The organism is Giesbergeria sinuosa (assembly GCF_042652905.1).
In the GTDB taxonomy this organism is placed as follows: Bacteria; Pseudomonadota; Gammaproteobacteria; order Burkholderiales; family Burkholderiaceae_C; genus Simplicispira; species Simplicispira sinuosa.
In genome coordinates this window covers 270037-296987 of the sequence record NZ_JBHSHJ010000003.1, presented here as the reverse complement: position 1 = coordinate 296987, position 26951 = coordinate 270037, and the positions used below count along the sequence as shown (strand labels likewise).

The 26951-nt window shown below is 56.1% G+C and carries 26 protein-coding genes; 12 read left to right on the top strand and 14 right to left on the bottom strand.

Annotation, left to right across the window (positions count from 1 at the left end; translation table 11 throughout):
* Window positions 1–37: 37 nt before the first annotated feature.
* The 8 genes from ACFO6X_RS06005 to ACFO6X_RS05970 all read left to right on the top strand — a co-directional run bounded on the left by ACFO6X_RS06005 (window position 38) and on the right by ACFO6X_RS05970 (window position 7668).
* Entirely contained in the window at window positions 38–2440 is a 2403-nt protein-coding gene (locus ACFO6X_RS06005) for a heavy metal translocating P-type ATPase (protein WP_382431059.1), read from the top strand.
* Between the two features lie 22 nt (window positions 2441–2462).
* The gene (gene ccoS, locus ACFO6X_RS06000; RefSeq protein ID WP_300076935.1) at window positions 2463–2600 is read left to right on the top strand and encodes a cbb3-type cytochrome oxidase assembly protein CcoS; all 138 of its coding nucleotides are present in this window, start codon (window positions 2463–2465) and stop codon (window positions 2598–2600) included.
* Window positions 2601–2662: 62 nt separating this feature from the next.
* The gene (ccoN, locus tag ACFO6X_RS05995; RefSeq protein ID WP_382431057.1) at window positions 2663–4105 is read left to right on the top strand and encodes a cytochrome-c oxidase, cbb3-type subunit I; all 1443 of its coding nucleotides are present in this window, start codon (window positions 2663–2665) and stop codon (window positions 4103–4105) included.
* A gap of 18 nt (window positions 4106–4123) precedes the next feature.
* A complete protein-coding gene (gene ccoO, locus ACFO6X_RS05990; RefSeq protein WP_382431055.1) occupies window positions 4124–4756 on the top strand; it encodes a cytochrome-c oxidase, cbb3-type subunit II in 633 nt (210 codons plus the stop codon).
* 14 nt (window positions 4757–4770) lie between these two features.
* Entirely contained in the window at window positions 4771–4908 is a 138-nt protein-coding gene (locus ACFO6X_RS05985) for a cbb3-type cytochrome oxidase subunit 3 (protein WP_382431053.1), read from the top strand.
* Between the two features lie 23 nt (window positions 4909–4931).
* Entirely contained in the window at window positions 4932–5852 is a 921-nt protein-coding gene (gene ccoP, locus ACFO6X_RS05980; protein WP_382431051.1) for a cytochrome-c oxidase, cbb3-type subunit III, read from the top strand.
* A 72-nt stretch (window positions 5853–5924) separates the two neighbouring features.
* Entirely contained in the window at window positions 5925–7370 is a 1446-nt protein-coding gene (gene ccoG / locus ACFO6X_RS05975; protein ID WP_382431049.1) for a cytochrome c oxidase accessory protein CcoG, read from the top strand.
* 22 nt (window positions 7371–7392) lie between these two features.
* Window positions 7393–7668, top strand: a complete 276-nt coding sequence (locus tag ACFO6X_RS05970) for a FixH family protein (RefSeq protein ID WP_382431047.1) — start codon at window positions 7393–7395, stop codon at window positions 7666–7668.
* Window positions 7669–7688: 20 nt separating this feature from the next.
* Here the strand turns inward: ACFO6X_RS05970 and thiE are convergent, their stop codons facing one another.
* The 4 genes from thiE to ACFO6X_RS05950 are packed head-to-tail and all read right to left on the bottom strand — an operon-like array spanning window position 7689 to window position 10717.
* Window positions 7689–8591, bottom strand: a complete 903-nt coding sequence (thiE, locus tag ACFO6X_RS05965; protein WP_382431045.1) for a thiamine phosphate synthase — start codon at window positions 8589–8591, stop codon at window positions 7689–7691.
* Window positions 8588–9400, bottom strand: coding sequence for a thiazole synthase (locus ACFO6X_RS05960; protein ID WP_382431043.1), 813 nt, complete (start codon window positions 9398–9400; stop codon window positions 8588–8590). The genes thiE and ACFO6X_RS05960 overlap by 4 nt, the downstream gene beginning before the upstream one ends.
* A gap of 4 nt (window positions 9401–9404) precedes the next feature.
* Window positions 9405–9602 carry a sulfur carrier protein ThiS gene (gene thiS, locus ACFO6X_RS05955; RefSeq protein ID WP_382431041.1) on the bottom strand — a complete coding sequence of 66 codons (198 nt, stop codon included), beginning with the start codon at window positions 9600–9602 and terminating at the stop codon, window positions 9405–9407.
* 14 nt (window positions 9603–9616) lie between these two features.
* The gene (locus ACFO6X_RS05950) at window positions 9617–10717 is read right to left on the bottom strand and encodes an FAD-dependent oxidoreductase (RefSeq protein ID WP_382431039.1); all 1101 of its coding nucleotides are present in this window, start codon (window positions 10715–10717) and stop codon (window positions 9617–9619) included.
* A gap of 270 nt (window positions 10718–10987) precedes the next feature.
* On the opposite strand from ACFO6X_RS05950, the gene thiD reads away from it, so the two are divergent.
* The gene (gene thiD, locus ACFO6X_RS05945) at window positions 10988–11842 is read left to right on the top strand and encodes a bifunctional hydroxymethylpyrimidine kinase/phosphomethylpyrimidine kinase (RefSeq protein WP_382431037.1); all 855 of its coding nucleotides are present in this window, start codon (window positions 10988–10990) and stop codon (window positions 11840–11842) included.
* Window positions 11843–11848: 6 nt separating this feature from the next.
* On the opposite strand, the gene ACFO6X_RS05940 is transcribed toward thiD, so the two are convergent.
* The 10 genes from ACFO6X_RS05940 to ACFO6X_RS05895 form a co-directional block, all read right to left on the bottom strand.
* Entirely contained in the window at window positions 11849–12268 is a 420-nt protein-coding gene (locus ACFO6X_RS05940) for an SH3 domain-containing protein (protein ID WP_382431256.1), read from the bottom strand.
* A gap of 143 nt (window positions 12269–12411) precedes the next feature.
* Window positions 12412–15282, bottom strand: a complete 2871-nt coding sequence (locus ACFO6X_RS05935) for a bifunctional diguanylate cyclase/phosphodiesterase (RefSeq protein WP_382431035.1) — start codon at window positions 15280–15282, stop codon at window positions 12412–12414.
* Window positions 15283–15330: 48 nt separating this feature from the next.
* Window positions 15331–16425: an NAD(P)/FAD-dependent oxidoreductase gene (locus ACFO6X_RS05930; RefSeq protein WP_382431033.1), complete on the bottom strand. Its 1095-nt coding sequence runs from the start codon at window positions 16423–16425 to the stop codon at window positions 15331–15333.
* Between the two features lie 34 nt (window positions 16426–16459).
* Window positions 16460–16789, bottom strand: coding sequence for a ferredoxin FdxA (fdxA, locus tag ACFO6X_RS05925; RefSeq protein ID WP_382431031.1), 330 nt, complete (start codon window positions 16787–16789; stop codon window positions 16460–16462).
* A 114-nt stretch (window positions 16790–16903) separates the two neighbouring features.
* Complete coding sequence (locus tag ACFO6X_RS05920; protein WP_382431029.1) at window positions 16904–18226, bottom strand: sulfate adenylyltransferase subunit 1; 1323 nt, start codon at window positions 18224–18226, stop codon at window positions 16904–16906.
* Complete coding sequence (cysD, locus tag ACFO6X_RS05915; protein ID WP_382431027.1) at window positions 18226–19158, bottom strand: sulfate adenylyltransferase subunit CysD; 933 nt, start codon at window positions 19156–19158, stop codon at window positions 18226–18228. Before cysD ends, ACFO6X_RS05920 begins: the two co-directional genes overlap by 1 nt.
* Window positions 19159–19172: 14 nt before the next feature.
* Window positions 19173–19934 (bottom strand): phosphoadenylyl-sulfate reductase, encoded by a 762-nt coding sequence (locus ACFO6X_RS05910; protein ID WP_382431025.1) that lies wholly within the window; start codon window positions 19932–19934, stop codon window positions 19173–19175.
* On the bottom strand, window positions 19934–20323 hold the full coding sequence (locus tag ACFO6X_RS05905; protein WP_382431023.1) for a DUF934 domain-containing protein: 390 nt from the start codon (window positions 20321–20323) through the stop codon (window positions 19934–19936). The genes ACFO6X_RS05910 and ACFO6X_RS05905 overlap by 1 nt, the downstream gene beginning before the upstream one ends.
* Window positions 20324–20346: 23 nt before the next feature.
* Window positions 20347–22119 carry a nitrite/sulfite reductase gene (locus tag ACFO6X_RS05900; RefSeq protein ID WP_382431021.1) on the bottom strand — a complete coding sequence of 591 codons (1773 nt, stop codon included), beginning with the start codon at window positions 22117–22119 and terminating at the stop codon, window positions 20347–20349.
* Window positions 22120–22125: 6 nt separating this feature from the next.
* Window positions 22126–22929 carry a sulfite exporter TauE/SafE family protein gene (locus tag ACFO6X_RS05895; protein WP_382431019.1) on the bottom strand — a complete coding sequence of 268 codons (804 nt, stop codon included), beginning with the start codon at window positions 22927–22929 and terminating at the stop codon, window positions 22126–22128.
* 283 nt (window positions 22930–23212) lie between these two features.
* Here ACFO6X_RS05895 and ACFO6X_RS05890 point away from each other — a divergent pair, with 283 nt between their 5' ends.
* The 3 genes from ACFO6X_RS05890 (at window position 23213) to ACFO6X_RS05880 (ending at window position 26940) form a co-directional block, all read left to right on the top strand.
* Window positions 23213–24913, top strand: a complete 1701-nt coding sequence (locus ACFO6X_RS05890; RefSeq protein ID WP_382431017.1) for an electron transfer flavoprotein-ubiquinone oxidoreductase — start codon at window positions 23213–23215, stop codon at window positions 24911–24913.
* Between the two features lie 65 nt (window positions 24914–24978).
* Window positions 24979–25944: an ABC transporter substrate-binding protein gene (locus ACFO6X_RS05885; RefSeq protein WP_382431015.1), complete on the top strand. Its 966-nt coding sequence runs from the start codon at window positions 24979–24981 to the stop codon at window positions 25942–25944.
* 105 nt (window positions 25945–26049) lie between these two features.
* A complete protein-coding gene (locus tag ACFO6X_RS05880; protein ID WP_382431013.1) occupies window positions 26050–26940 on the top strand; it encodes an ABC transporter permease in 891 nt (296 codons plus the stop codon).
* Window positions 26941–26951: the final 11 nt, after the last annotated feature.

Sequence of the window (26951 nt, the reverse complement as noted above, 5' to 3'; positions counted from 1 at the left end):
AGGCCAGTATGGCATGCAAAAGGGGTAAGCTTGCCACATGTCAACGAATTCCGAGAGTGTCCTTACGTCGGGGCAGGTGGTGCATAGTGCCGCCGCTGGTGCCGCCACCGAATTGCTGGACGACCCCCAGGAGTGGGCAGCCTTTGGCCGTCCCTGCGCCCATCAAACCGCTCATGCCGCCCCCGACAACGTGCCGTGGGAGTCGCACGTGGTGCTGGAGGGGATGCACTGTGCTGCTTGTGCACTGACCATTGAAGATGCTCTGCTGGCCGTGCCTGGCGTTGTGCAGGCAGAAGTGAGTGCCGCCACTCAGCGGGCTAGGGTCGTGTGGCAGCCTACTCAGGTGCTGCCTTCTCAGTGGGTTGCCGCTGTGCGCAAGGCAGGCTATGGAGCCTTGCCAGCAATGGACGCCTTGGCCCGTGAACAGCGCCGACGTGAAAATCGTCGTGCCCTATGGCGTTGGTTGGTCGCTGGATTTTGCATGATGCAGGTCATGATGTATGCGTGGCCTGCCTATGTGGCAGCACCTGGTGATTTGACCCAAGAGATGGAAACCCTATTACGCTGGGCTTCTTGGGTTATTTCGCTGCCAGTGGTTCTGTTTGCTTGTGGGCCTTTTTTTACCAGTGCATTGCGAGATATTCGTCAGCGCCGGGTAAGTATGGATTTGCCAGTGGCGCTGGGCATGGTGATTACTTTCGTGGTCAGCACCGCAGGCACATTTGATCCATCTGGGCCTTTTGGTCGAGAGGTGTTTTTTGACTCTCTCACCATGTTTGTCTTCTTTTTGCTGACTGGTCGCTGGTTGGAATTGCGTCTGCGTGACCGCACAGCAGGCGCTCTGGAAGCCGTCATGAACCGCTTGCCCGACAGTGTAGAGCGGCGTAATGCAGACGGGCATTTTGAGCGGGTGGCTGTGCGGCGTCTTGTGGTGGGTGACACCATTCGCGTATTGCCCGGAGAGGCCTTTCCTGCAGATGGACAGATTGTCTTGGGTCAGACCTTGGCCGATGAGGCACTGTTGACTGGTGAATCCACACCCGTGTTACGCACCGAAGGCAGTATGGTGACCGCAGGCAGCTACAACCTTCAATCTGTTGTGGAAGTGTTGGTGCAAGGTACAGGGGCTGCTACCCGGTTTGGTCAAATTGTTGCGCTGATGGAGAGCGCATCGCTGCAAAAACCACGGCTCGCTCAACTGGCCGATAAAGTAGCTCGCCCTTTTCTGGTGGCAGTGCTGGTTGCTGCTGGCTTGGCGGCGATGTGGTGGTGGCCTACCGACCCAGCCCATGCGCTCATGGTGGCTGTTTCGGTGTTGATTGTCACCTGCCCTTGTGCTTTGTCTTTAGCTACACCCGTAGCTATGCTTTCTGCTGCGGGCACCTTGGCTCGCCAAGGGGTGCTGGTGCGCAATTTGCAGGGTTTAGAAGCACTGGCCAGTGTGGATACTTTGGTCTTTGACAAGACTGGCACCTTGACACGGGATGGCATGTCGGTCTCTGCGGTGCAGCCATCGGCAGGGCTGTCCGCCAAAGAGGTGCTGGCATTGGCTGCGGCACTGGCCCGTCATTCACTCCATCCAGTGTCACGGGCTGTGATCGCCAAGGCAGAGGAAACCAATGCGGCTGGGGCATCGCGTTGGCAAGTATCGCAAGTCCAGGAGGTGGCTGGACAGGGCCTGATAGCCTGGGTGCAAGATGAGCAGGCGTTATGGCCTGTCAGTAAAGTGTTACTTGGTTCAGCACGACACACCAATGCCAGTGTTTCTGCCCAAGAAACCGCCCAGCAGGTTTATCTGGTACGTCAGCAAGACAGTGGCGAGTTGGAAGAGTTGGCCCGTTTTGATCTGGTCGAAGATTTGCGCACACAGGCTCCAAGTGCCGTACGTGCTTTGCTCGAAGCTGGTGTACAGGTTCACCTGCTGTCGGGGGATCAGCAGATGGCAGTGGCCCGTGTGGCTGCCCAGTCTGGTATTGAGCACTGGCGTGGTGCCTGTACACCGCAAGACAAACTACAAGCCATGCAAGCACTGCAGGCGCAGGCCAAACAGGTAGCGATGGTGGGTGATGGTTTGAACGATGGGCCGGTATTGGCGGGTGCCCATGTCTCATTTGCCTTTGGCAAGTCGGTAGCACTGGCACAATCCAGGGCCGATTTCGTGGTTCTGGGTGATAGCCTTTGGTTGATTCCTCAGGCGGTGTTGTTGGCGCGCCGCACCTTGCGTGTGGTGCGCCAGAATCTGTGGTGGGCGGCAGGCTATAACGCTTTGAGCGTGCCATTGGCAGTGGCAGGGTATATGCCCGCCTGGTTAGCCGGGTTGGGCATGGCTTTGAGTTCGCTGTTGGTGGTGCTCAATGCCGCCCGCCTGTCCTTGCCTTTGCCAGCGTTGGAGTCTTCGGTGCCCCCTCAGCAACCCAGTAGTCACGCAGTTGTTGCATAACCAATGGAGAAGAGAGCGTCCCATGGACATCCTGTATTTGTTGATTCCTTTGTCTGTGGTGTTGGTGTTGATGATCCTGCTGGGGCTGTGGTGGGCTGTTTACCGTGGACAATTCGAGAACATCGAACAGGAGGGTGAACGTATTCTTCGCGATAATTGACGACTGTCAAAAACACTACTCCTTCTCCGGTTAATACTTTCTCTGAAATCAAGAGGTGCCCGATGGATATACCGAAAAACGCAGATGCTGCGCACTACAACGACACAATAGTGCGGCAGTTTTCTATCATGGCTGTAGTCTGGGGGGTGGTTGGCATGCTGGTTGGCGTGATCATCGCCGCTCAGCTTGCTTGGCCCGAACTCAACTTTGGCATTCCGTGGCTTACGTATGGACGCTTGCGACCTTTGCACACCAACGCGGTGATCTTCGCCTTTGGGGGCAGTGCATTGTTTGCTACCAGCTACTATGTGGTGCAGCGTACTTGCCAAGTCCGTCTGTTTGCAGGCCCACTGGCCTCGTTTACTTTCTGGGGCTGGCAATTGGTCATTCTGGCTGCTGCCATCAGCTTGCCTCTGGGTTATACCCAAGGCAAAGAGTATGCCGAACTTGAATGGCCCATTGACATCCTGATCGCCTTGGTCTGGGTGGCTTACGCCATTGTTTTCTTCGGTACCGTGGGCATCCGTAAAGTGCGCCACATCTATGTCGCCAACTGGTTCTACGGTGCCTTTATTCTGGCCGTGGCGGTGTTGCACATTGTCAACAGTGCTGCCATTCCCGCAGGCATGATGAAAAGCTACTCTGCCTACGCAGGTGTGCAAGATGCCATGGTGCAATGGTGGTATGGCCACAATGCTGTGGGCTTTTTCCTGACCGCTGGCTTCTTGGGCATGATGTACTACTTCATTCCCAAGCAGGCAGGTCGTCCCGTCTATAGCTACCGCTTGTCTATTGTTCACTTCTGGGCGCTGATCTTCACCTACATGTGGGCTGGCCCTCACCATTTGCACTACACCGCATTGCCCGACTGGACACAGTCCGTGGGGATGTTGTTCTCCCTGATTCTGTTGGCTCCTAGCTGGGGTGGCATGATCAACGGCATCATGACCCTGTCGGGTGCATGGCACAAACTGCGTGATGATCCTATCTTGCGCTTCCTGATCGTTTCGCTGTCGTTCTATGGTATGTCCACGTTTGAAGGCCCCATGATGGCCATCAAAACCGTCAATGCCCTGAGCCACTATACCGACTGGACTGTAGGTCACGTGCATGCAGGTGCCTTGGGCTGGGTTGGCATGATCACAATGGGTTCCTTGTACTACTTGGTGCCCCGTCTGTTTGGTAAAGACAAAATGCACTCGGTCAAGGCCATTGAAGTTCACTTCTGGTTGGCTACGATTGGTATCGTGCTCTACATCGCTGCAATGTGGATTGCCGGGGTGATGCAAGGTCTGATGTGGCGTGCAGTCAATGCCGACGGCACCCTGACTTACACCTTTGTTGAAGGTGTTAAGGCTACCTATCCCTTCTATGTGATTCGTTTCACCGGTGGTGTGCTGTACCTGACAGGTATGGTCATGATGCTCTGGAATGTGATCATGACTGTGACTTCTGGTCGCGCCGTGACTGTGGCCATTCCTTCTGCCCAACCGGCCCACGCCTAAGTCCCGAGGAGCTATTTCATGTCTGATAACAACCATAGCCCCTCGACTGGCTTCTCGCACGAAACTATCGAAACCAACAACTTCCTCATGATCGTTTTGATCGTGATTGTGATTGCCTTTGGTGGTTTGGTAGAGATCGTGCCTTTGTTCTTCCAGAAGTCGACAACCGAGCCTGTGAAGGGCTTGCAACCTTACACCTCCCTCCAATTGGCTGGACGAGATGTGTACCTGCGCGAAGGCTGCTACAACTGCCACTCGCAGATGATTCGTCCTTTCCGGGCAGAAACGCTGCGTTATGGTCACTATTCTGTGGCCGGTGAGTTTGTGTATGACCATCCTTTCCAATGGGGTAGCAAGCGCACTGGCCCAGATTTGCACCGGGTGGGTGGCAAATACAGCGACGAATGGCATCGTATTCACTTGAACAATCCACGTGACGTGGTGCCTGAGTCCAACATGCCTGCTTATCCTTGGTTGGAAAAAAATGTGGTCGATTCCACAACGATTGCGTCGCACATGACGGCCCTGCGTAAGGTGGGCGTTCCCTATACCGATGAGCAGATTGCTGCTGCACCAGAAGAAATCAAGGGTAAAACTGAGATGGAAGCGGTGATTGCCTACCTGCAAGTTCTGGGCCTGACGCTCAAGTAAGAAAGGAATCGGCTATGGATATCACCACCATGCGCGTTGTGGTTACGCTGATTTCGTTTGCTATGTTCATCGGCATCTGGGTTTGGGCTTACGCCCGCAAGAACCAGACACGGTTTGACGAAGCAGCGCACCTGCCCTTTCTACAAGACTGACACCACCAGAACGAGAACACACTATGAGTGACTTCACTAGCAATTTCTGGTCGGTTTTTATCGCCGGAATTACCCTCATCGGCATTTTTGGCTGCTTGTTGCTGCTGTGGATGACCGCACGCAAAAAGGTTGCCTCCAGCAGTGACAACACCACTGGCCACGTTTGGGATGGCGATCTGCGCGAAATGAACAACCCCATGCCACGGTGGTGGGTGTGGATGTTTGTTTTGACCGTCATTTTCTCCCTTGGTTATTTGGCCATTTACCCTGGTCTGGGCAGTTACCAAGGCAAGGCGGGCTGGAGCCAGTATGGTGCTTACGACAAGGAGGTGGCTACTGCCAATACGGAGCTGGAGCCTCTCTATGCCCGTTTTGCCTCCATGCCTCCAGAGCAGATGGCTGCCGATCCTCAGGCTATGGCTATTGGTGAGCGTTTGTTCCTGAACAATTGCGCCCAGTGCCACGGTTCGGATGCACGCGGTAGCAAGAGCTTTCCCAACCTGACAGACGGTGATTGGCTGCATGGCGGCACCCCTGAGAAGATCAGCGAAACTCTGCATAAGGGCCGCATTGGCAACATGCCTCCAATGGCTGCTGCAGTGGGTACCCCAGAAGATGTACGCAACTTGGCCCACTATGTTCTGAGCTTGTCTGGCAGCCCGCACGATTCTTTGCGTGCATCGCTGGGTAAGTCCAAGTTTGTGGCTTGTGCTGCTTGCCATGGTTCTGATGGCAAAGGTATGCAGGCTGTGGGTGCTCCCAACTTGACTGATGACATCTGGCTTCATGGTTGGGGTGAGGCAGCCATTACTGCAATGATCAATAATGGCAAGGTCAACCAAATGCCTGCGCAAGCTGGCACTGGTAAATTGACGGAAGCGCAGCTGAGCGTACTGACCGCTTATGTCTGGGGTCTATCGAATAAGCCGGGTGCTGCCCGCTAATTTCGTTAGCCTTGGTGGTGCCCAAAGGGCACCACCCGCTGTGAGTGCCAGTGATTTTTGAGATATTGCACCATGCAACCTTCTGACGGAAAGCAGCCAAAGATCATTCCGATCAAGCCTGTAGCAGCAGAATCAAATTCCGATCAAGAAACTGTTTCTTTGTACGCGGCACATAAAAAGATATATCCACGTTCTATCAGTGGTTTGTTTGCAAATTGGCGCTGGGTCATGGTTTTCCTGACCCAGCTTGTTTTTTATGGGTTGCCGTGGGTCGAGTGGGGGCAGCGCCAGATGGTGCTGTTCGACTTGGGGGCACGACGGTTCTATATTTTTGGCTTAGTTCTCTATCCACAAGATTTTATTTATCTTACTGGATTATTGATTATCTCAGCCTTGTCTCTATTTTTGTTTACCGCAGTGGCAGGGCGTTTGTGGTGTGGTTTTTCTTGTCCACAAACGGTGTATACCGAAATCTTTATGTGGATAGAACATAAAGTAGAGGGTGATCGCAGTGCGCGGGTTCGTTTGGACAACAGTGGTTGGACATTCGAAAAAATCTGGAAAAAATCGCTCAAACAATTCTTGTGGGTAGCTATTGCTGCTTGGACAGGATTTACTTTTGTAGGTTATTTTGTTCCTATCCGTGAGCTGGGTGCAGAGCTGATGGCCTTGCAGGGGTCTTGGCAGATATTCTGGGTAGGATTTTATGGTTTTGCTACTTATGGCAATGCCGGTTTCTTGCGTGAGCAAGTCTGCAAATATATGTGTCCTTATGCACGCTTCCAGAGTGCTATGTTTGATAAGGACACACTGATCGTTACTTATGACGCAGCTCGTGGTGAACAGCGGGGGCCACGCAATAAAACCGTTGATTACAAAGCCAAAGGGTTGGGGGACTGTATTGATTGCACGCTGTGTGTGCAGGTTTGCCCTGTAGGAATTGATATTCGTAATGGTTTGCAGTACGAGTGCATCGGTTGTGGTCTGTGTGTAGATGCTTGCAATACTGTAATGGACAAAATGGGTTATGCCCGTGGTTTGGTACGGTTCTCCACGCAAAACGGTGTGGCCCAAGGCTGGGGGCAGTCAGAAATCATACGGCGCATATTCCGGCCACGGGTTTTGGTGTATACCGCTATTTTGCTTTCGTTGTGTATGGCTATGCTGATCAGCTTGGTAATGCGTACACCACTGAAGGTCGATGTGGTGCGTGATCGTGCAGCTTTGTCTCGGATTGTGGCTGGTGGCAAGCTAGAAAATATCTATCGGTTGCAGATTATGAATGCAACAGAAGCAACCCAACGGTATCGTATTTCTGCCCGTGGTTTGGATGGCTTAGAGGTCGCTTCTGACGCTGAGGTAGAGATTGAGGCTGCCCAGTCGCGCTGGGTTCCAGTGCGACTGCAAATTCCATATGGTTCTATGCCTTCAGGCTCACATCCGTTTTATTTTGATATTCAGGCAATAGGTGCTGATGCTCAACTGACAGAGAAATCTGTGTTCTTGGTGCCTCGTTAATACCAGTTTTGAGGATAAATTTATGACAACCCTTTCCAATAAACCAGACTTGGTGGCACCTCCTTGGTGGAAGTTTGGCTATGTTTGGTTGATTCTTGCTGGGCCTGCCATTGTGATCTTGGCAGGGTTTTATACGCTGTGGTTGGCTATCAAGACACCTGATCCTGTGGTCAGTGAAGACTACTATCGTCAGGGTATTGAAATCAACAAAACATTGGTTGAAAAAAGCCTGTTGCCTGCTGTCAACGGTCGCAACCATGCGGTGACGCCGCCTGCAGACCAACCTGCCCCCCGTTAAGGTGTAGGGAGGGCGGTGGCTTAGGTCATCGCCTGTAACAGTGCTGCTGCGGCGGCTTCTGGGTCAGGTGCGTTGACCAATGCCCTGACCACAGCAATAGACCCTACCCCTGTGGCACGGATTGCTGGGAACTGTTCTAACCCAATGCCGCCAATCGCCACCAATGGGTAATGTCGCATCAGGCGTGCATAGGCGGCGAGTCGGGCTAGTCCTTGTGGTGCTGTTGTCATGCGTTTGAGTGTGGTGGGAAATACCGCACCCAAAGCAATATAGCTTGGCCCTATGGCATGGGCGCGCACCATCTCTGCGTAACCATGGGTGCTGACCCCCAGACGCAGTCCAGAACGACGGATTTGCGCCAGATTCTCTGGTTGCATGGCATCCAAGTCTTCTTGGCCTAGATGAAGGCCATAGGCACCCGCAGCCAATGCTGCTTGCCAATGGTCATTGATAAACAAACGTGCATTGGTGCCCCTGACTGCTTCTACGGCTGCATGCACTTCAGCAGAAATGGCGGCTGTATCGGTGGACTTGTAGCGTAACTGTACGGTAGGTACACCTGCCCGGGCCATCCGGCCTACCCATGCGGCATCTGGCAGCACTGCATAGAGTCCCAAGGCGGGTGGGCAAGGGGCAAAATCAGGCACAGTGGGTGAGGTTTGTAGGCCAAAATCTTCTACGGTATCAGGCCAGTGTGTGAGATCAAGGCTGCCAGTGCGTTCGGTTTGTGCCTGCCAAGCCCGTGCCAGACATTGGGCATCTGTAGCGATGAATCCTAATGCACTACAAGCCCGTAGGGCAGCTTGGTAGATGGGGGCGGGGTCTGTGCTGACGGGTACAGCTTGCGGTGTGCAAGGTGCAAAAGTGTGGCTGTGTAGGCGCACGATGTCTTGCGCCAAGGTGTCGATTTGGTTCTGGTTCATGGCGTATCGTGGTGCCAAAACGGAGTACCCAGCACTGGGGTACTGGGTTGGGCGGTATTTTGGGCTTGCATGGCTCCAGCGCGGTGGGCAGCCCGTCCTGCCTCTACGGCATCAGCAAAAGCACCGGCCATAGATACCGGGTCTTGTGCTAAGGCTACAGCCGTGTTGAGCAACACGCCATCGTAGCCCCACTCCATCACTTGGCATGCGTGAGATGGTAAGCCCAGACCGGCATCGACCAAGAGTGGTACATGCAGACGTTCTCGCAGTACCTGTAGGGCGTAAGGATTGACAGGGCCACGTCCCGTACCAATGGGGGCGGCCCAAGGCATGACAGCTTGGCAGCCTACATCCACCAAACGCTGACAGAGCACCAAATCCTCGGTGCAGTAGGGCAGCACCCGAAATCCATCACGGATCAGGTGTTCTGCCGTACTGACCAAGTTGAGGGTGTCGGGTTGAAGCGTGTAGTCATCACCAATCAGTTCTAGCTTAATCCACGGCGTTTCAAATACTTCACGCGCCATCTGTGCTGTGGTGATGGCCTCTTGCACGCTATGGCATCCGGCCGTGTTGGGCAATACGGGCACTTGTAACTGACGTAGCAATTCCCAAAAACGCTGGCCGTTTTCTGCGGGGTTACTGCCTTGACGCCGCAGGGAGGCTGTCACCATTGCCGGGCGTGCGCGTTGTACGGAGGCTTCTAGTACGCTGGGAGAGGGATAGCGCGATGTGCCCAGTAAGAGGCGACTGTGAAACACCTCGCCATACAGCACCAAAGGATCGTTAGAGGAGGGATGGTTGTGCATGGTGTTAGCCTCCTGTGATGGGGGAGATAATTTCCACCCGGTCGCCAGTGTGCAGCTGCTGTTGGGCATAGTGGGTTTTGGGAATGAACACTGTATTGACTGCTACGGCAAAAGGTGGCCGGGCACCAATAGCAGCGATGGCATCGACGACAGTGGCATCGTCAGGTAATTGGTGAGCTTGCTGGTTGATGGTCAGATTCATGGGGCACCGTGTAATTAGAGGCTGTTTGGCAGCAACTCAACACGCAGATCAAAACGAGAAGCCAAAGCCGATTGGCCTGTGGTGAGTAGCTCTAGCACCACATCCAGCAACGCTGGAGAGATCATGAAGCCATGTCGATATAGGCCATTGATTTCTAGTGTGTGTGGTGCGGTTTGTCGTACAGCGGGCAGGTTGTCAGGCAGTGTCGGTCGGCATTGTGTGGCAATTTCGAGAATCCGTGCTTCGGCAAAGCCGGGGTGTACGGCATAAGCCGCACTCATTAGTTCTAAGGCTGAGCGTACACTGGCAGGGGACATGTCGTCGGATTCGATCTCGGTGGCGCCGATGACAAAAAGATGATCCTGTTTGGGGGCAATATAAATGGGGTAGCGGGGATGCACCAATCGTGTGGGGCGCTGTAAGGTGACATCGGGCGCATGAATCCGCACCACTTCGCCACGCACACCGCGCAGGGCGGGCCATTGTGCTTGTGCGCCCAAGCCGCGACAATCTAGCAACCAGTCTGGCTCTCCAGGGCGGCCGGGGTGGAAGTCGGCGATAGTTTTGGGCGTATTCCAATGGCAGGTGATATGCAGCAAGGCCATTTCTTGCTCCAGTGCTGCCAGCAGCTGGCGGTTGTCAAGTTGCCCTTCTCCAGGAAGATACAGACCTTGGTGGAAACGCTGGGCTAAGGCTGGTTCGATGTCTGTCATGCGGGAACTGTCGAGTGCTTCCATAGCGGGCAAACTCGGTACTGTTCGGCTGGTGGTTTCGAAGAGGCGGCGCAGGCGGGCAGCTTCGGGAGCATCTTGGCGGTGCCAGACAATCAACGTTCCGTTTTGTTGAAAGAATACGGGTTGCTGCAATCCAGCCAACAATTGCGGCCAGCGTACCAGTGCATGTTCACCCATGCGCACTACACCCGGCTCTGTGATGGCGGATTCTGCCAGTGGCGCCAGCATGGCAGCTGCCACGCGAGCGGCACTGCCTTGACCACTGGCATCTTGTGCATCGTACAGGGTGACACTATGACCGCGCTGGGCCAGCGTAACTGCCAATAGGCGGCCCATCAGGCCAGCGCCCAGAATGGCAAAAGAAGAGGATGGAGAGATCATCGGTTTGTCCGTTGGTGGAGAATCCAGGGACAAAACGGGCATGTGCCGGTACCGAAAACTCCCCACGCCAGCATGACCTGGATCGGGTTACGGGGCGGTTGAGCCCCAGGGTGTTTCTCAGTCCGCGCCGATTGGGCAGACACCCCTGTTTCGTCCTGGCAAGATTACATCACACGCCGATGGTGTCAGACTTGACTTGGCGCATACGCCACAATTGAGCTTGGGCCATCGCAAGTAGGTGCGGATGGCTGGTTTTTCTGGAACTTTTCCATGTCAATTTCTGCTGTGACTTCTGACACATGCCATCGTTATGTGCGGGTATTGTCCATTGCTGGCTCGGACAGTGGTGGTGGTGCGGGCATTCAGGCTGATCTCAAGACTTTTAGCGCCTTGGGGTGTTATGGTATGACGGCTATCACCGCCATCACCGCGCAAAATACCCAAGGAGTGCGCGCGATTCATGGGGTGCCTCCAGAGATACTACAGGCTCAGATTGCTGCTGTGGTGGAAGACATCGGTGTAGATGCAGTAAAGATTGGTATGTTGCATTCACCCGAAGTGGTTCGGGTGGTGGCTGAGGCGATCCGCTCATATCAGTTGCCCCACGTCGTTTTAGACCCAGTGATGGTGGCCAGTAGCGGAGATCGTTTGATGGCCGGTGAGACTGTGCAGGTATTGGTGGAAGAGCTGTTTCCGTTGGCACAGGTGGTCACACCCAATTTGGATGAGGCAAGCTTGTTGTTGGGGTATGCCATTGAGGGCGTGCACACCTTGGATATGGCCGCATCTTCCTTACTGAGCTTGGGCGCATCGGCCGTTTTGCTCAAGGGCGGGCATTTGGTGGGGGATACGGTCGTGGACTTGCTGGCGCAGACCGATGGCCCTGTGCTACGTTGGCAGTCGCCACGCATTGCCACTGGCAATAGCCACGGCACTGGCTGCACTTTGTCATCGGCGTTGGCTGCATATTTGGCCTTGGGCCACCCATTGCCTGAAGCAGTGGGGCAGGCCCGCCGCTATATTCTGGGGGCCATTGCTGCAGGTGCTCAAGTATGCACTGGACAAGGGCACGGGCCGCTGAACCATGCCTATGCTCCAGTGGCGCAACGCGTACAGAGTTCCTGAGCTTTTTTACCAACCCCAGGCCAAGTTGCCCGCAATCCAGCCCTTTTGGCCGTTGCTGCGTTCTACTTGTACCCAATCGCTGGATTTTTTCAGGGTTTTGACGATTTCCTGTGTTTCCAGTTTGGCTACTACTTTGTGCTGTTGGCTGGGGCCAGCGCGCAAATTGGCCACGCGGGCTGTGATGACCATATGGGGTATTTTGCTGGTACGAGGCACATAAATCCACCCCAACGTGGCCTCGAAATCCTTGACCTGCACCCAGCCGTCTTTGCGTTGGATGACTTGCAGGGGATAACCATCGCTCAATTCCCAGAGAGTAGCCGCCTTGGTGGAGGGTTGTTCACGCACATTGGCATTGTGACCTTTGACGCTGACAAATTCCTGCGCCTGTGCTTGCACTGGCATGGCAATGGAAAAGGCAGTCATGCCACAAGCGAGCAGCGACAGCGAAAGACGGCGGGACAAAGAAAACACAGGGCGAATTCCTTTCGAGAAAAAAGCGACAAACAGGCAACATGGCTGGAGGGACGGCAAGGGGTTGCGCCAGACTTCCTTACCGCGTGGCTTTGCTACATTATGTGTGCGCTGGTATCAGGGGCACAAAGATAGAGTTCTTCTACTGTGCCGGGGCGGCTAAAAAGGTAACCTTGGTAGGCATGGCAGCCATTGCGTGCCAAACTGTCTCGTTGCTCTTGGGTTTCTACTCCTTCAGCAATCACTTGCAAGCCCAAGCTGTCTGCCAGGGTAACGATAGTACGCACAATAGCCACGGCGCGTGGTTCGGAGACCAGATCGCGGACGAAACTGCTGTCGATCTTTAGTTGGCTCAATGGCAGGCGACGCAGATAGGCCAGAGAGGAATAGCCGGTACCAAAATCATCCAGTGAGAAGCCCACGCCGTGGGCCTTCAAGGCCACCATTTTGGTGATGGCATCTTGTGGGTTATCGAGCAATAGGCTTTCGGTCAGCTCTAGTTTGAGCTGTTTTGCTGGCGCTCCGGTATTTTCCAGAGTTTTCAGCACCTGCTGCACAAAATCGGGTTGGCGCAACTGTCGTCCACTCACGTTGACGGCCAATGTCAGGTGTGCATACATCGGTTCTTGCGCCCAACAAGCCAGCTGTTTGCAGGCAGCTTGTAATACCCACTGACCCAGTGGCAGGATCAAGCCGCTGTCTTCGGCAAGGGGAATGAATTCAGCAGGGGACACCATGCCATGCTGTGGATGCTGCCACCGCACTAAAGCCTCTGCTCCCACGATGTGTCCGTGGTTGTTGACTTGGGCTTGGTAGAGCAGGAAGAGTTGGCTTTGTTGCAGACCTGTGCGCAGGTCTTTTTCTAATGCAACCCGTTTGATGACGGCTGCATGCATCTCTGGATCAAAGAACCGTGCAGCATGGCGCCCAGATTCTTTGGCTTGGTACATGGCCAGATCTGCATGTTTCATCAGGTCTTCAGCGCTGGCTTTGGTGTCGGTAAACAGCACCACCCCAATGCTGCATGAGCTTTTGATTTCGTTGCCGTCCAGGGTGTAGGTTTGGTTGACGGTGGCTAATATTTTCTGGGCAATGGCGTCCGCCTGAGAGGCTGCTTCATCAATTTGTGGACTGAGCTCTTCCAGCAGCACCACGAACTCATCGCCACCAAGACGGGCTACGGTGTCGCCTGCACGCACTGTCTTGAGTAAGCGTTGGGCTACTTCTTGGAGAAGGATGTCGCCTTTATCATGCCCCTGGGTGTCGTTGATGAGCTTGAAGTGATCCAGGTCGATGAACATCAAGGCGCCTTGGCGGCTGGTACGGCGGCTGGTGAGCAAAGCCTGTTGCAACCGATCCAACAGTAGTCGGCGATTGGGCAATTTGGTCAGAGCATCGTAATAGGCCAAGTAGCGAATTTCTTCTTCGGCGGCCTTGCGCTGGGTAATGTCAGTGAGTGTGCTGACATAGTGGGTCACTTCGCCTTGGTCGGTCTTGACGGCAGTGATGGTGAGCCATTCTGGGAACACGGTGCCATCTTTGCGCCGATTCCAGATTTCACCATACCAGCAACCCGTGGTGGTTACGGTTTGCTGCATCTGTTGGTAGAACGCCGCTTCGTGGCGGCCTGATTTGAGCAAGGAGGGCGTTTGACCAATCGCCTCTTCTGCGCTGTAGCCAGTGATATCTGTAAACGAATGGTTGACCCGCAAAATGACGCCCTGCGCATTGGTCACAAAAATACCTTCTTGGGACTCGAAGGCAATGGCCGCAATGCGCAGGTCGGCATGGGCTTGTTCTAACTCGTGGTGGTAACGAGAAAACAGTTTTTTAGACCAGTGTGAGAAGACGAAAGAGCCCATGATGCCCAGTGCTGTTACCCCCAGCAGCACTATGGCCAGACGCAGGTAGTGTTCGCCGTTGCCTGCTTCGTGGGCGTAGATTTCGGCATGTAAGGCCGATTCCAGTTCGTCATTGAACATGGAGGTGACCAGCACCCAGCCCCAAGGGGCATAGGTACTGACAAGGGCTGTTTTGCGTCCTAGCTCTTGACCATTGGCCCGTTTGCGTGGCCAGTCGTATTCCACAATGCCGCCGCCTGCTTGGGCTGTGGCCCAGAGTTTTTCGAGTGCCTTTCTCTCGTTCGTAGCCATCTGATGGGGGTGTAGCCCCTCCAGTGCAGGATTGTTGGGGCTGATCAGGGAGCGGCCATCGCGGTCTAATAAGCCAATGGAGCCACTGGCACCGAAGCGAAAGGCCCGTAGACGCTGCATAGCTTCTTTTTTCTGGCGATCTTCCCATTCATAGAGATAATCCCCGGTACCAATCAGCCACTGATAGGGCTCGAACAGGCGCACGTAGGCGATTTTCTCAGCCATGGTTTGGGGCGCATCAGGGCGGTACCAACGGTAGCGTGAAAACCCTTCTCCCCTGGGTTTGCGGGCCGCTTCGATCAGGCCGCGCATGATGTAATGTCCGGTGTCGTCCCGGTTGTCTATGCCTCCTTTGCCCTCGTATTGGGGGGCGGTAGGCAATAGGATGAAGCGGCCTTCGAGGTCATCAATAAAGAAATAACCCCGGCCTTCAAAGAAGCGAGCTGGGCGCAGGGTTTCGCGGATTAATTGTTGTACTTCTGCCGCAGGTCGGTGTTTGGATTCTTGGGCATGAATGGCCTCGACCATCTGCATGGCAGTGTCGACCTGTTCTACGGCGCTTTGGCGCAAGACGCTTTCGGTACGCTGGCGCACAAACTCCAGATAGTCCACTGCGGAGCGCATTTCGCTGGTCAAACGTGCTTGCTGCTGCTCGTGAATGACTTTGGCAATGCGATCCAGCGAGGCACGATGGTCTTGAACGCTTTGCCAGGAAAAGAAACCCGCCATCATCAGCGTGACCACAAGGAGCAAGCTGAGCGTCCCGATCAGGTGCAATCGGGGCATGGTGGTTTCGTTGACGGACAGGTGCATGCGCACTAAACATTTAGAAACAAAAGGTGCGCGAATTCTAGGCGGCTTCTATGGCAATGCTGCTGGAAAGTTGCTGTGATTCTGGCTGTGGGTGGCGTAAATGCCTAGGCGTTGTTGCAATCGCGTGCTGCTGCTGGTGTATTCCAGCGGTGTGGTTTGGCCTGTCAGATATTCTATGGCTGCAAATGCGGCCAATGTTGCCTCATGGAAACCACAGACCAGCAGTTTGCGTTTACCAGGGTAGGTAACGATATCACCAACGGCGTAAATGCCAGGGCTGTTGGTTGCAAAGGTGGCGGTGTCCACTTCCAGCTGTTTGCGCTCTAGCGTGAGCCCCCATTCGGTCACCGGCCCCAAACGTGGCAATAATCCTAGCTTCACTAACAGAATATCGAGCACCAGTGCCTGTGTGCTGCCATCGGGGGCCAGCAAGGTTAGGGCGGCGAGCTTGCCTGCATGGGTTTGGATGCCAGTTGCTTGGCCTACGGCCACCTGAATCAATCCTTGGGCACGCAGTTCTTCGAATTGGGCCAACATGTCTGCTGGAGCTTCAAAGGTATTGCGCCGATGGAGCAGCGTGATGCTGGTGGGCCGTTGTGCGGGTGGTAGGCTGGCACATTCCAGCACTTGGGCGATGGCTGAATCGCCACCACCGTGAATGACCACATGCTGACCGGCCAGCATGTCTGCATCGTGGAGTTCGTAGAACACCTGTTGGCCCAAGAAGTCGTCCAGCCCGGCCAACTTGAGAGGGCGTGGCATGAAAGCACCAACCCCTGCTGCAATGAACACAGTGCGTGTGAGCAACCGTGTGCCTTGTGCGGTGGTGACTTCTAGGCGACCATCTGCTTGTCGGGAAATGCTGTTGACCAGTTCGCCCAAGTGCCACTGGGGGGCAAAGGGGGCGCATTGCTGGGCCAGTTTTTGCACTAACTCATGGCCGCTGCATGCAGACAGTGCCGGAATATCGTAGATGGCCTTGTCACCATAGAGTTGTGCGCATTGCCCTCCCAAGGCGGGCAATGCATCGATCACATGGGTTTGCAAGCCTTGCAGACCCAACTGGAAAACCTGGAAGAGACCCACAGGCCCAGCACCCACCACGACGGCATCGGTGTCAATAGTGTGGTGAGATGCTGGCACGGCAAGACTCGGGGAGCAACAAACAGATCTGCGCTTAACGCACCAGATCCTTGATTTTGCCGGGCTGACCATTCCAGGCATCAGCATCGGGCAGGGCTGCCTTGCGCTTGGTGATGGCTTTCCAGCCGGAGGCGTTGGTCAGGTCGGCATTGATTTTGATGAAGGCCAACTCGGCTGGAGGCAAGTCTTCTTCGGCAAAGATCGCATTAGCGGGGCACTCGGGCACGCAGACAGCGCAGTCGATGCACTCGTCTGGGTTGATGACCAACATGTTTGGGCCTTCAACGAAGCAGTCCACCGGGCACACATCCACGCAATCGGTGTATTTGCACTTGATGCAGTTTTCGGAAACAACGTGGGTCATGGGATTTTTGAGTGGGAACGGTGAAAACCTGTGATTTTAGAAGTTTTCACTGGGTATGGATCAAGAAAGCCTCCCCAGCGTGGGGAGGCTGTGGTGCAACCAAATGGATGCGGGTTAATTCACCAGCACGGCTGCGGCGGTCTTGTGGCTGGCGGTGTCGACCAGAATTAACGAGCCTAACACGCGTGCCTGTGTAAACGGGGCAGCAGGCAGGGCTTCTTGCAGCAGCAGCTCCACATGGCCGATGGCATTGGGCTCTAGCTGCGTCGCCTCTTCTTCGGCCAAGGTGTTGATATTGAGTTTGTGCACCACGCGGCGCACTTTGGCTTTGACCCAACGGTGGCCGTGCAGCGCCCAGTAGGTGCGGCCCGCCACCAGTGGTTCATCGTCCATCCAAGCGATGGTGGTGGAGAGTTCTTTGTGGCCTGGCCACGGGCTGATGGCGGCGGGGGTGTCAAAGTCGTCTTCGGCCACCGCAGCAGATACGGGGGCAGCCACAATCCAGTCGCCACGCGATACATCCACCTCGCGGTCGAGCGTGATACCAGCACTCAAGCCAGCGGCTACGCTGCCGGGTTGGCGGGCGTGGTCAATCACTTGGGCCACTACGGCCTTTTGGCCGCTGGGGAAGATTTGCACTTCGGTGCCTGCGGCAACGTTGCCCGCAGCGACCCGGCCCCAGAAGACGCGCCGCCCTTGGGTGGTGATGGCAGAGTCGTGGAACTTCTCGACCCATTGCACCGGAAAAGCCAGTGGCAGGTGGGCATCGGTGGGGGTATTGGGCAGTTGCTCCAAAATTTCCAGCAGGGTGGGGCCGGTATAGCCGCACCAGCCGGGTTGGGCATCGACCACGTTCCAGCCCTTGAGCGCCGAGACGGGCACGGTGGTGTGTACGTCAATGCCGGCGGCATCCGAGAAGGCATCTAGTGCGGCGCTGATGTGCTTCCAGGCCAAGGCCGGGTCTGCCACGGCATCGAGCTTGTTGACAGCAAACACCAGCGAATGCACACGCAGCAAATGCACCAACAGGCTGTGGCGGCGGGTCTGTGGCAGCAGGGTGAGTTGTGGATTTTGCCAATCGAGTTTGGTGGCATCGACCAGCACTACCGCAGCATCGGCGCTGCTGGCGGCAGTGACCATGTTGCGTGTGTATTGTTCGTGGCCGGGGGCATCGCCAATGATGAATTTGCGCGCTTCGGTGGCAAAGTAGCGGTAGGCCACATCGATGGTGATGCCTTGCTCGCGCTCGGCCGACAGACCATCGGTGAGCAGGGCCAGGTCTGTTTCGCCTTGGCGCTGCACACCGGCCAAGTGGTCTTGTAGCACGGCTTTGCTATCGACCAGCAGGCGGCCAATCAGGGTGCTTTTGCCATCATCCACACTGCCACAGGTGATAAAACGCAGGGCCGAAATAGGGGTGTTGTCGGGGGTGGTCATCAGAAGTATCCGTCTTTCTTGCGCTTTTCCATCGAGGCATCACTGGTTTTGTCGTCCATGCGTGTAGCACCGCGCTCGCTGACATCAGCGGCCAAGGTTTCGATGACGATTTCACCCGCCGTGGCGGCCAGACTTTCTACGGGGCAAGTGCAGGTGATGTCGCCCACCGTGCGAAAGCGCACATCGCGCACCACCACTTCTTCGCCTTCTTTGGGCGGGGTGAGTTCGGTCACGGGCACCAACAAGCCCCGGCGGTCGACCACTTGGCGTTGGTGGGTGTAGTAAATGCTGGGCAGGGCGATGTTCTCGCGGTCAATGTATTGCCAGACGTCCAGCTCTGTCCAATTGCTGATAGGGAAGACACGGAAATGCTCACCCGGAGCCAGCCGGGTGTTGAACAGTGTCCACAATTCTGGACGTTGGGCCTTGGGTTGCCATTGGCCGAAGCTGTCGCGGTGGCTAAAGATGCGCTCTTTGGCGCGGGCTTTTTCTTCGTCCCGACGGGCACCGCCGATCAGGGCGTCAAAGCGGAATTCTTCAATGGCTTCGAGCAGCGTGACCGATTGGTGGACGTTGCGCGATTCGCCGGGGTGGGCCAGACGCACGGTGCCACGGGCCATCGAGTCTTCGACGCTGCGCACGATCAGTTCAGCACCCAGCTCTTTGGCGCGAGCATCGCGAAAATCGGTGACTTCGGGGAAGTTGTGGCCGGTGTCGATCATCAACAGCGGGTAGGGGATGCGGCCTGCACCAAAGGCTTTTTCGGCGCAGCGCAGCATCACCAAGGAGTCTTTGCCACCCGAAAACAGCAGCGTGGGGCGCTCAAAAGCGGCGGCCACTTCGCGCAGGATGAAGATGGTTTCTTCTTCCAAGGCATCAAGGTGGTGGTTGCTGAGATGGCTTAGTGCAGAGGTGTCGATACGGGCATTCATGTTGCTTGTTCCAATCAATTCTTGACGTGCAGGCCGCATTCTTTGGCGGCTTCGTCTTCCCACCACCAGCGGCCAGCGCGAAAGTCTTCACCCAAGGCAATGGCACGGGTGCAGGGGGCACAGCCAATGCTGGGAAAGAACTGGTCGTGCAGCGGGTTGTAGTCCACGCCATTTTCGGCGATGTAGTGCCAAACATCGCCCAGTGTCCAGTCGGCCAGCGGGTTGAATTTGGTCAAGCCCTTGTTGGCGACTTCGGCGGTGTCAATCTGGGGCACGTCGGCACGGGCATTGGATTGTTCGCGCCGCAGGCCAGTAATCCAGCCTTGCTTGCCGGCCAAGGCGCGGGCCAAGGGTTCCATCTTGCGGATGTGGCAACAGGCTTTGCGCAACTCGATGCTTTTGTACATGGCATCTTGGCCGTTTCGCCGGATGAATTGGATGACGGCATCGAACTCGGGGCGATAGACGACGATGGGAGCGCGGGAGTGGGCTTGTGTGCGCTCCAATAGCGCCAGCGTTTCAGTGTGCAGTGCGCCGGTTTCTAGCACGAAGACGGGAATATCCAATGCCAGTGCGTTGATGAGGTGGGTAATGACCACATCTTCCGCACCCAGGCTGGAGGCTTGCGTGACCGCACCGGGCGCACCCAAGGCAGCCGCTTGGCGCAGCAAGGCGCGGGTTTGCTCTAGCTTGGCAGCAAAGTCGGCACTGGGACGGGCATGGATGCTGGTGGCTTTGGTGGGCGCACCGCGTGAAAGCAAACTGCTGCTGCTCATCATGGCTCCAAGGCAAAAATGGGTTTGGTTTGTACCGCATCGGCTTGGTAGAAGCCTTGGAAACGCTCAAACTGGCGCTGTGCGTCGGCGGCATCGACCCCTGCTTTCAGCACGGCAGAGCTAAAGCCGGTGCGCTGCATTTGTACCAATTGGTCAATCAGCACATCGCCGGTGGCGCGGATGTCGCCCGTAAAACCCCGGCGGCGGCGCAACAGGTAGGCTTGGCTAAAGGCACGGCCATCGGTGAAGTTGGGAAAGTGCAAGTCGATACGCGTCACGCCGTCGAGTGACACAGTCAAGGCGTCCGCATCGTTGGGCAGAGCCACGGCGCTGGTGTCGCCTTCGGTGGGCGGGGTGTGGCTGGCAGAAGCAAGAATCTGAAAGTTCATGGGGCGATCATCCACTGTATTTTTTAGGCAGCCACCGGGATACGCACGGCATTGGCAGCCTGCTTGAAGGCATCCAAGCCGATGCGACGCACGGTATCGACGAAAGGCTCACGCGGCTGGCGCTGGTCGCGGTAGGTGGTGAGCACAGCTTCAATCACATCGGGCACTTCGGCGGCTGAGAACGAGGGGCCAATCACTTTACCGGCCACCGCAGCACCAGACAGGCGCGAGCCATCGGAGCCGCCCAAAGTAATTTGATACCACTCTTTGCCATCCTTATCGACCCCCAAGATGCCGATATGGCCGCTGTGGTGGTGGCCGCACGAGTTAATGCAGCCGCTGATGTGCAGGTCAATCTCACCGATGTCGTCCAGCTCGTCCAAATCTTGGTAGCGTTGTGTGATGGCTTCGGCAATGGGCAAGCTGCGTGCATTGGCCAAGGCGCAGAAGTCGCCACCGGGGCAGGCAATCATGTCGGTGAGCAGTTGTACGTTGGCACTGGCCAGCCCCAAGGCTTTGGCTTCTTGCCACAAAGCAAACAGTTGGCTGCCATGTACCCAAGGCAGCAGCACGTTTTGGTCGTGCGTCACACGGGCTTCGCCTGCCGAGTATTTATCCACCAGTGCGGCCAAGGCATCGAGTTGGTCGGCGGTGGCATCGCCGGGGGCTTGGCCTAGGCGCTTGAACGACAAGGTGACGGCGCGCAGCTGTGGGTTTTGGTGTGCATGGACATTGCGCGCCAACCAGCGGCCAAAGGCGGGCTGTTGGGTGGCCTGGGTTTGCAATTGCTGCGTCAATGTCGCAGGGTCGATAGCGGGCACATCGGCCAACACGGGCGGCACAAAGCAGGCGGCCACACGGTCGAGTTCAGCTTGTGGAATGGTGTGTGGGCCGCCGTCGATCTCTACGATTTGGCGGAATTCTTCTTCCACGGCGTCAAAGTAGCTTTGGCCTTCGGCCTTGACCAAAATTTTGATGCGGGCCTTGTATTTGTTGTCGCGGCGGCCTTGCTCGTTGTATACGCGCACAATGGCTTCGATGTAGTTCATGATCTGGTTCCAGGGCAAGAACTCGCGGATCACGCTGCTAATGACAGGGGTGCGACCCATGCCACCGCCTACCGATACCTTAAAGCCGATTTCGCCCGCCGCGTTTTTCACTAATTGCAGGCCAACGTCGTGCCAGGCGCTGGCGGCACGGTCTTCTGTGGCACCAGTGATGGCAATTTTGAATTTGCGTGGCAAAAAGGCAAATTCGGGGTGCAAAGTCGTCCACTGGCGGATGATTTCGGCATAGGGGCGTGGATCGACCACTTCATCAACGGCAATACCGGCCAGCGCATCGGTGGTGGTGTTGCGGATGCAGTTGCCGCTGGTTTGGATGCCGTGCAGATCGACACTGGCGAGTAAGTCCATGACGTCGGCAGCTTTGGACAGCGGAATCCAATTGAACTGCACATTGGTGCGGGTGGTGAAGTGGGCGCAGTGGGTGGGCAAGAAGGTGGTGCCCAGCTTGCCTTGGCCGGTCATGGCCTCTTGGAATACGGTGGCTTCAGGGGCATCGTAGTCGCGGGCAATGGTGGCTAGCACACGCAACTGGCGGCTGGCAATCTCGCCATAAGGCACGGCCACGCGCAGCATGGGGGCGTAGCGTTGCACATACCAGCCATTTTGCAGGCGCAGTGGGCGGAAATCGTCTTCGCTCAGTTTGCCAGCTTGCCAGCGGTCTAGCTGGTCGCGAAATTGGTCGGCGCGCAGGCGGACGAACTGTCGGTCAAAGTCGGTGTATTGGTACATGGTGCTTCAGATCAAAACCAGTTTGGCGCCCGCCCAAGCGAGCAACACGGAAAGCGCCGAGCGGATCAACCGCTCTGGAGCGTGGGAGACGAGACGAGAGCCGAGCCAGATGCCCGGCAGTGAGCCAGCCAGCAAGAGGGCCAGCAAGGGCCAATCGACCGAGCCGAGAGAGGCATGGCCCAACCCGGCGACCAGTGTCAGGGGCACGGCGTAGGCAATATCGGCACCAATGATCCGTGGCAAAGGCAGCAGCGGATAGACCAGCAGCAACACCGTTACGCCCACTGCCCCTGCGCCCACGGAGGTAAATGTGACCAAGGTGCCAATCACAGCCCCTAGCAGTATTGGCAAACTCCAGTGGCGTGGCTGCGTAGCCAGTTCGGGATTAGCCAGTCGCTTGGCATGGTCGGTGGTTTGTTTGGTGTGTGAAAAGGCGATGACCTTGTAAAGGGTGGCTGCAGCGGTCAGCAACAGAGCTATACCCAACGTGGTGGTCATGATGTGCTGGGCTTTGGCACTGGCTGGCCCCAGATAATGCAACAGCCACAGCGAGGCCAAAGCAGCAGGGATACTGCCAGCGCACAACATGCCGACTACGCGCCAGGGTACCAAGCGTTGGCGGGCCAAACTGACGGTGCCCCCCATTTTGGTAAAAGCGGCAAACAGCAAATCGGTGCCGACAGCCATGTGCGGCTTGATACCGAAGAAAAAGATCAGGATGGGTGTCATGAGCGAGCCACCACCCACACCGGTTAGGCCCACAATCAGCCCTACGGCAAATCCAGCAAAAACAAATGCGAAATCATGCATGGCGGCGAATGTAGTAGCCTTGCATATAAAAGCAAACAATTGTTTTGTGCTTCTCATATACGCAAAAGTAAATATAGAAAGCACAGAAGAAGCGGGGCATGGGGGGGCGATGGGGGTCAGAGCCTGCTGCTACCCCCCAAAAAAGAAACGACTGTCCAGCTTAGTGACAGTAAAGTGCCGCATAAAATCTTTCATTCGCCTTACGTTTACGTCAATCAACATCTGTCGCAAGAGCGTCAGGCGCCCCGACTTTTGCAATCCCACTATTGAGCGAGACATCCCGATGAACAATGAAGAAATCTTGGCCCAGTACGGCCCCCGCGAGGCGATGGAGTACGACGTGGTTGTGGTGGGGGGCGGGCCGGCGGGTCTGTCCACCGCTATCCGACTGAAACAGCTGGCCGCAGACAAGGGCCAAGACGTCTCTGTGGTGGTGTTGGAAAAAGGCTCCGAACCAGGCGCACACATTCTGTCGGGCGCCATCATGGACCCCAAGGCGCTGACCGAACTGTTTCCCAATTGGAAAGAGCTGGGCGCACCGCTGAACCAGCCGGTCACTGAAGATGCCATGATCTTTTTGGGCGAGAAGTCGTCTTTTCGCACGCCCGATTTTTTGCTGCCGCAGTGTTTTCAGAACCACGGCAACTACATCGTCAGCTTGGGTAATGTGACGCGCTGGCTGGGCCAACAGGCAGAGAACTTGGGTGTAGAAATCTTCCCGGGCTTTGCGGCTGCCGAGGTGCTTTACAACGATGATGGGTCGGTCAAGGGCGTGGCCACAGGCAATATGGGCATCAGCAAGGAAGGCGAGCCTACGGGAGACTTCCAGTTGGGCATGGAGTTGCATGCCAAGTACACCATCTTTGCTGAAGGTGCACGGGGCCATTTGGGCAAGCAGGTGATCGCCAAGTTCCACTTGGATGCAGGTCGTGATCCACAGACTTATGGTATTGGCATCAAAGAGCTGTGGGAGATCGATCCCCAGCGCCATCAACCGGGCTTTGTCATGCATACGGCGGGTTGGCCGATGGACAGTGACACTTACGGTGGCTCGTTCCTCTACCACATGGAAGACAACAAAGTCACGCTGGGCTTTATCACCGGGCTGGACTACAGCAATCCGTATCTGAGCCCCTTTGAAGAGTTCCAACGCTGGAAGACGCACGCCAATATTCGCTACTACCTAGAGGGTGATGCCGAAAAGGGCATCAAACCAGCCAAGCGCATCAGTTATGGCGCCCGTGCCATCACGGCGGGTGGTTTGCTCTCGCTACCCAAGACGGTGTTTCCTGGTGGCGCCTTGGTGGGTTGCGATGCTGGTTATTTGAACGTGAGCCGCATCAAGGGCAGCCATGCCGCCATCAAAACCGGCATGCTGGCTGCTGAGGCCATCTATGACGCCTTGGTGGCAGGCCGCCAGCATGATGAGTTGAGCGCCTACCCCCGTGCCTTTGAGAACAGTTGGCTGCATACGGAACTGAACAAGGCACGCAATTTCAAGGCGTGGTTCAAGAAGGGGCTGACGGTTGGCACGGTGATGAATGGGTTGGAGCAGTTTGTGCTCAAGGGCAATGTGCCTTGGACATTGCACCGTGACAAGCCCGACCATGCTTACCTCAAGCCTGCATCAGAGTGTACGCCCATTGAGTATCCCAAGCCCGATGGCAAACTGACCTTTGATCGTCTGTCCAGCGTGTTTATCAGCAACACCAACCATGCTGAAAACCAGCCTGCCCATCTGACCCTCAAGGATGCCAGCGTGCCGGTCAACGTCAATCTGACCCGATTTGCGGGGCCAGAGCAGCGTTATTGCCCCGCCGGGGTATATGAGTTTGTGGATAACGAAGGTGGTGGCGGCAAACGTTTGCAGATCAATGCGCAAAATTGTGTGCATTGCAAGACCTGTGACATCAAAGATCCAACGCAAAATATCGTCTGGGTCACGCCCGAAGGTGGCGGCGGCCCGAATTACTCCGGCATGTGAACCATTGTGGCGCCTTGCGCTGTCCGGGTCTGTGGTGCAGACCCTTTTGATCTTGGAGATATTGGATGAAAAAATTGCCTTGGATGACCTTGGGCGCCATTGCATTGGCCGTAGCAGCGGTGGCTCCCGCCAGCGCACAGCAAAAATCGGTGGCCGTGACGGCCATTGTTGAGCACCCGGCCCTTGATGCCGTGCGCGATGGTGTGCAGGCGGCACTGAAAGAGGCTGGATTTGAAGCCGGTAAAAACCTGAAGTGGCAATACCAGAGTGCCCAAGGCAACACTGGCACGGCTGCGCAGATTGCGCGCAAGTTTGTTGGCGACCAGCCCGATGCCATCGTAGCCATTGCTACCCCATCGGCCCAAGCGGTCGTGGCTGCTACCAAGACTGTGCCAGTGGTGTTTTCTGCCGTCACTGATCCAGTGGCAGCCAAGTTGGTGGGTAGCTGGGAGCCATCCAAAACCAATGTGACAGGGGTGTCGGATCTGTTGGCGTTGGACAAGCAGATGGATTTGGTACAGCAGGTCGTGCCTGGTGCCAAGCGTGTTGGTATGGTCTACAACCCTGGCGAGGCCAACTCGGTGGTGGTGGTCAAGCAATTGCAGGCGCTGTTGCCCAAGTTGGGCATGACGCTGGTTGAAGCAGTGGCCCCACGCTCGGTGGATGTGGGTAGCGCAGCCCGCAGCTTGATTGGTAAGGTCGATGTGATCTATACCAGCACAGACAACAATGTGGTTTCGGCCTACGAGGCCTTGGTCAAGGTGGGTCAAGAGGCCAAGTTGCCTCTGGTGGCTGCCGATACCGATAGCGTCAAGCGTGGTGCGGTGGCGGCCTTTGGTATCAACTACCGAGATTTGGGCGAGCAAACAGGCCGCATGGTGGTGCGTGTGCTCAAGGGCGAAAAGCCCGGAGACCTCAAGCCCGAAGTGAGCACCAAGATGGAGCTTTTCGTCAACCCCGGTGCCGCCGAAAAGCAGGGCGTGAAGCTGTCTGACGCGTTGGTCAAGTCAGCCGCCCAAGTGGTGAAGTAAAGTACACCCTTTTATTCGGGGGCTGCACAGGCAGTCCCCACTGCTGCGCAGGAGCCATGCACTGTCTGGCTCCTGCTTTGTTTTTTGCTTCCTTGCCGTTGCACCATGTCCCTTTTTTCCCTGCTTGGCGCCGTTGAAATCGGCCTCATCTTTAGCCTGGTGGCGCTGGGCGTGTTTATCTCGTTCCGCCTGCTGCGCTTTCCTGACCTGACGGTGGATGGTAGTTTTCCGTTGGGTGGTGCTGTCTGTGCTGTGTTGATTGCGTCAGGCACCAACCCTTATCTGGCTACCGTGGCAGCAATGGCTGCTGGTGCGGTAGCTGGGCTGATCACTGGCTGGCTCAATGTCAAGCTCAAGATCATGGATCTGCTGGCCAGCATTTTGATGATGATTGCGTTGTATTCGATCAATCTGCGCATCATGGGGGGCCCCAACGTGCCACTGATCAACGACCCGACCCTACTGACCCTGCTGCAACCCGATGGTATGAGTGACTATGTGGCCCGTCCGTTGATTTTGGCGGTGGTGGTGCTGGCCACCAAGTTGGCGATGGATTGGTTCTTTGCCACCGAGCGCGGTTTGGCAATTCGGGCTACCGGTTCCAATGCGCGCATGGCGCGTGCCCAAGGCATTAATACCGGCGGTATGGTGTTGTTGGGCATGGCGGTGTCTAATGGCTTGGTTGGGTTGGCGGGGGCGCTGTTTGCCCAAACCCAAGGCGGCTCCGATATTTCGATGGGTATTGGCACCATTGTCATTGGCTTGGCCGCAGTGATTGTGGGCGAGAGCATTTTGCCGTCTCGCAAGCTGGTGCTGGCCACATTGGCTGTGGTGATTGGTGCGATTGTGTACCGTTTCTTTATTGCACTGGCCCTCAACAGCGATTTCATCGGTCTCAAGGCCCAAGACCTGAATTTGGTCACGGCTTTGCTGGTGACGGTGGCGTTGGTGATTCCCCAACTCAAACGCAAAATGGCGGCACGCCGCCCCCAATAAAGCGCACCAGA

Bases quoted from the DNA above. Each gene is read 5' to 3' on its own strand.
- ACFO6X_RS06005 (WP_382431059.1), top strand. From the start codon at position 38: ATGTCAACGAATTCCGAGAGTGTCCTTACGTCGGGGCAGGTGGTGCAT.
- ccoS (WP_300076935.1), top strand. From the start codon at position 2,463: ATGGACATCCTGTATTTGTTGATTCCTTTGTCTGTGGTGTTGGTGTTG.
- ccoN (WP_382431057.1), top strand. From the start codon at position 2,663: ATGGATATACCGAAAAACGCAGATGCTGCGCACTACAACGACACAATA.
- ccoO (WP_382431055.1), top strand. From the start codon at position 4,124: ATGTCTGATAACAACCATAGCCCCTCGACTGGCTTCTCGCACGAAACT.
- ACFO6X_RS05985 (WP_382431053.1), top strand. From the start codon at position 4,771: ATGGATATCACCACCATGCGCGTTGTGGTTACGCTGATTTCGTTTGCT.
- ccoP (WP_382431051.1), top strand. From the start codon at position 4,932: ATGAGTGACTTCACTAGCAATTTCTGGTCGGTTTTTATCGCCGGAATT.
- ccoG (WP_382431049.1), top strand. From the start codon at position 5,925: ATGCAACCTTCTGACGGAAAGCAGCCAAAGATCATTCCGATCAAGCCT.
- ACFO6X_RS05970 (WP_382431047.1), top strand. From the start codon at position 7,393: ATGACAACCCTTTCCAATAAACCAGACTTGGTGGCACCTCCTTGGTGG.
- thiE (WP_382431045.1), bottom strand. From the start codon at position 8,591: ATGAACCAGAACCAAATCGACACCTTGGCGCAAGACATCGTGCGCCTA.
- ACFO6X_RS05960 (WP_382431043.1), bottom strand. From the start codon at position 9,400: ATGCACAACCATCCCTCCTCTAACGATCCTTTGGTGCTGTATGGCGAG.
- thiS (WP_382431041.1), bottom strand. From the start codon at position 9,602: ATGAATCTGACCATCAACCAGCAAGCTCACCAATTACCTGACGATGCC.
- ACFO6X_RS05950 (WP_382431039.1), bottom strand. From the start codon at position 10,717: ATGATCTCTCCATCCTCTTCTTTTGCCATTCTGGGCGCTGGCCTGATG.
- thiD (WP_382431037.1), top strand. From the start codon at position 10,988: ATGTCAATTTCTGCTGTGACTTCTGACACATGCCATCGTTATGTGCGG.
- ACFO6X_RS05940 (WP_382431256.1), bottom strand. From the start codon at position 12,268: ATGACTGCCTTTTCCATTGCCATGCCAGTGCAAGCACAGGCGCAGGAA.
- ACFO6X_RS05935 (WP_382431035.1), bottom strand. From the start codon at position 15,282: ATGCACCTGTCCGTCAACGAAACCACCATGCCCCGATTGCACCTGATC.
- fdxA (WP_382431031.1), bottom strand. From the start codon at position 16,789: ATGACCCACGTTGTTTCCGAAAACTGCATCAAGTGCAAATACACCGAT.
- ACFO6X_RS05920 (WP_382431029.1), bottom strand. From the start codon at position 18,226: ATGACCACCCCCGACAACACCCCTATTTCGGCCCTGCGTTTTATCACC.
- cysD (WP_382431027.1), bottom strand. From the start codon at position 19,158: ATGAATGCCCGTATCGACACCTCTGCACTAAGCCATCTCAGCAACCAC.
- ACFO6X_RS05910 (WP_382431025.1), bottom strand. From the start codon at position 19,934: ATGAGCAGCAGCAGTTTGCTTTCACGCGGTGCGCCCACCAAAGCCACC.
- ACFO6X_RS05905 (WP_382431023.1), bottom strand. From the start codon at position 20,323: ATGAACTTTCAGATTCTTGCTTCTGCCAGCCACACCCCGCCCACCGAA.
- ACFO6X_RS05900 (WP_382431021.1), bottom strand. From the start codon at position 22,119: ATGTACCAATACACCGACTTTGACCGACAGTTCGTCCGCCTGCGCGCC.
- ACFO6X_RS05895 (WP_382431019.1), bottom strand. From the start codon at position 22,929: ATGCATGATTTCGCATTTGTTTTTGCTGGATTTGCCGTAGGGCTGATT.
- ACFO6X_RS05890 (WP_382431017.1), top strand. From the start codon at position 23,213: ATGAACAATGAAGAAATCTTGGCCCAGTACGGCCCCCGCGAGGCGATG.
- ACFO6X_RS05885 (WP_382431015.1), top strand. From the start codon at position 24,979: ATGAAAAAATTGCCTTGGATGACCTTGGGCGCCATTGCATTGGCCGTA.
- ACFO6X_RS05880 (WP_382431013.1), top strand. From the start codon at position 26,050: ATGTCCCTTTTTTCCCTGCTTGGCGCCGTTGAAATCGGCCTCATCTTT.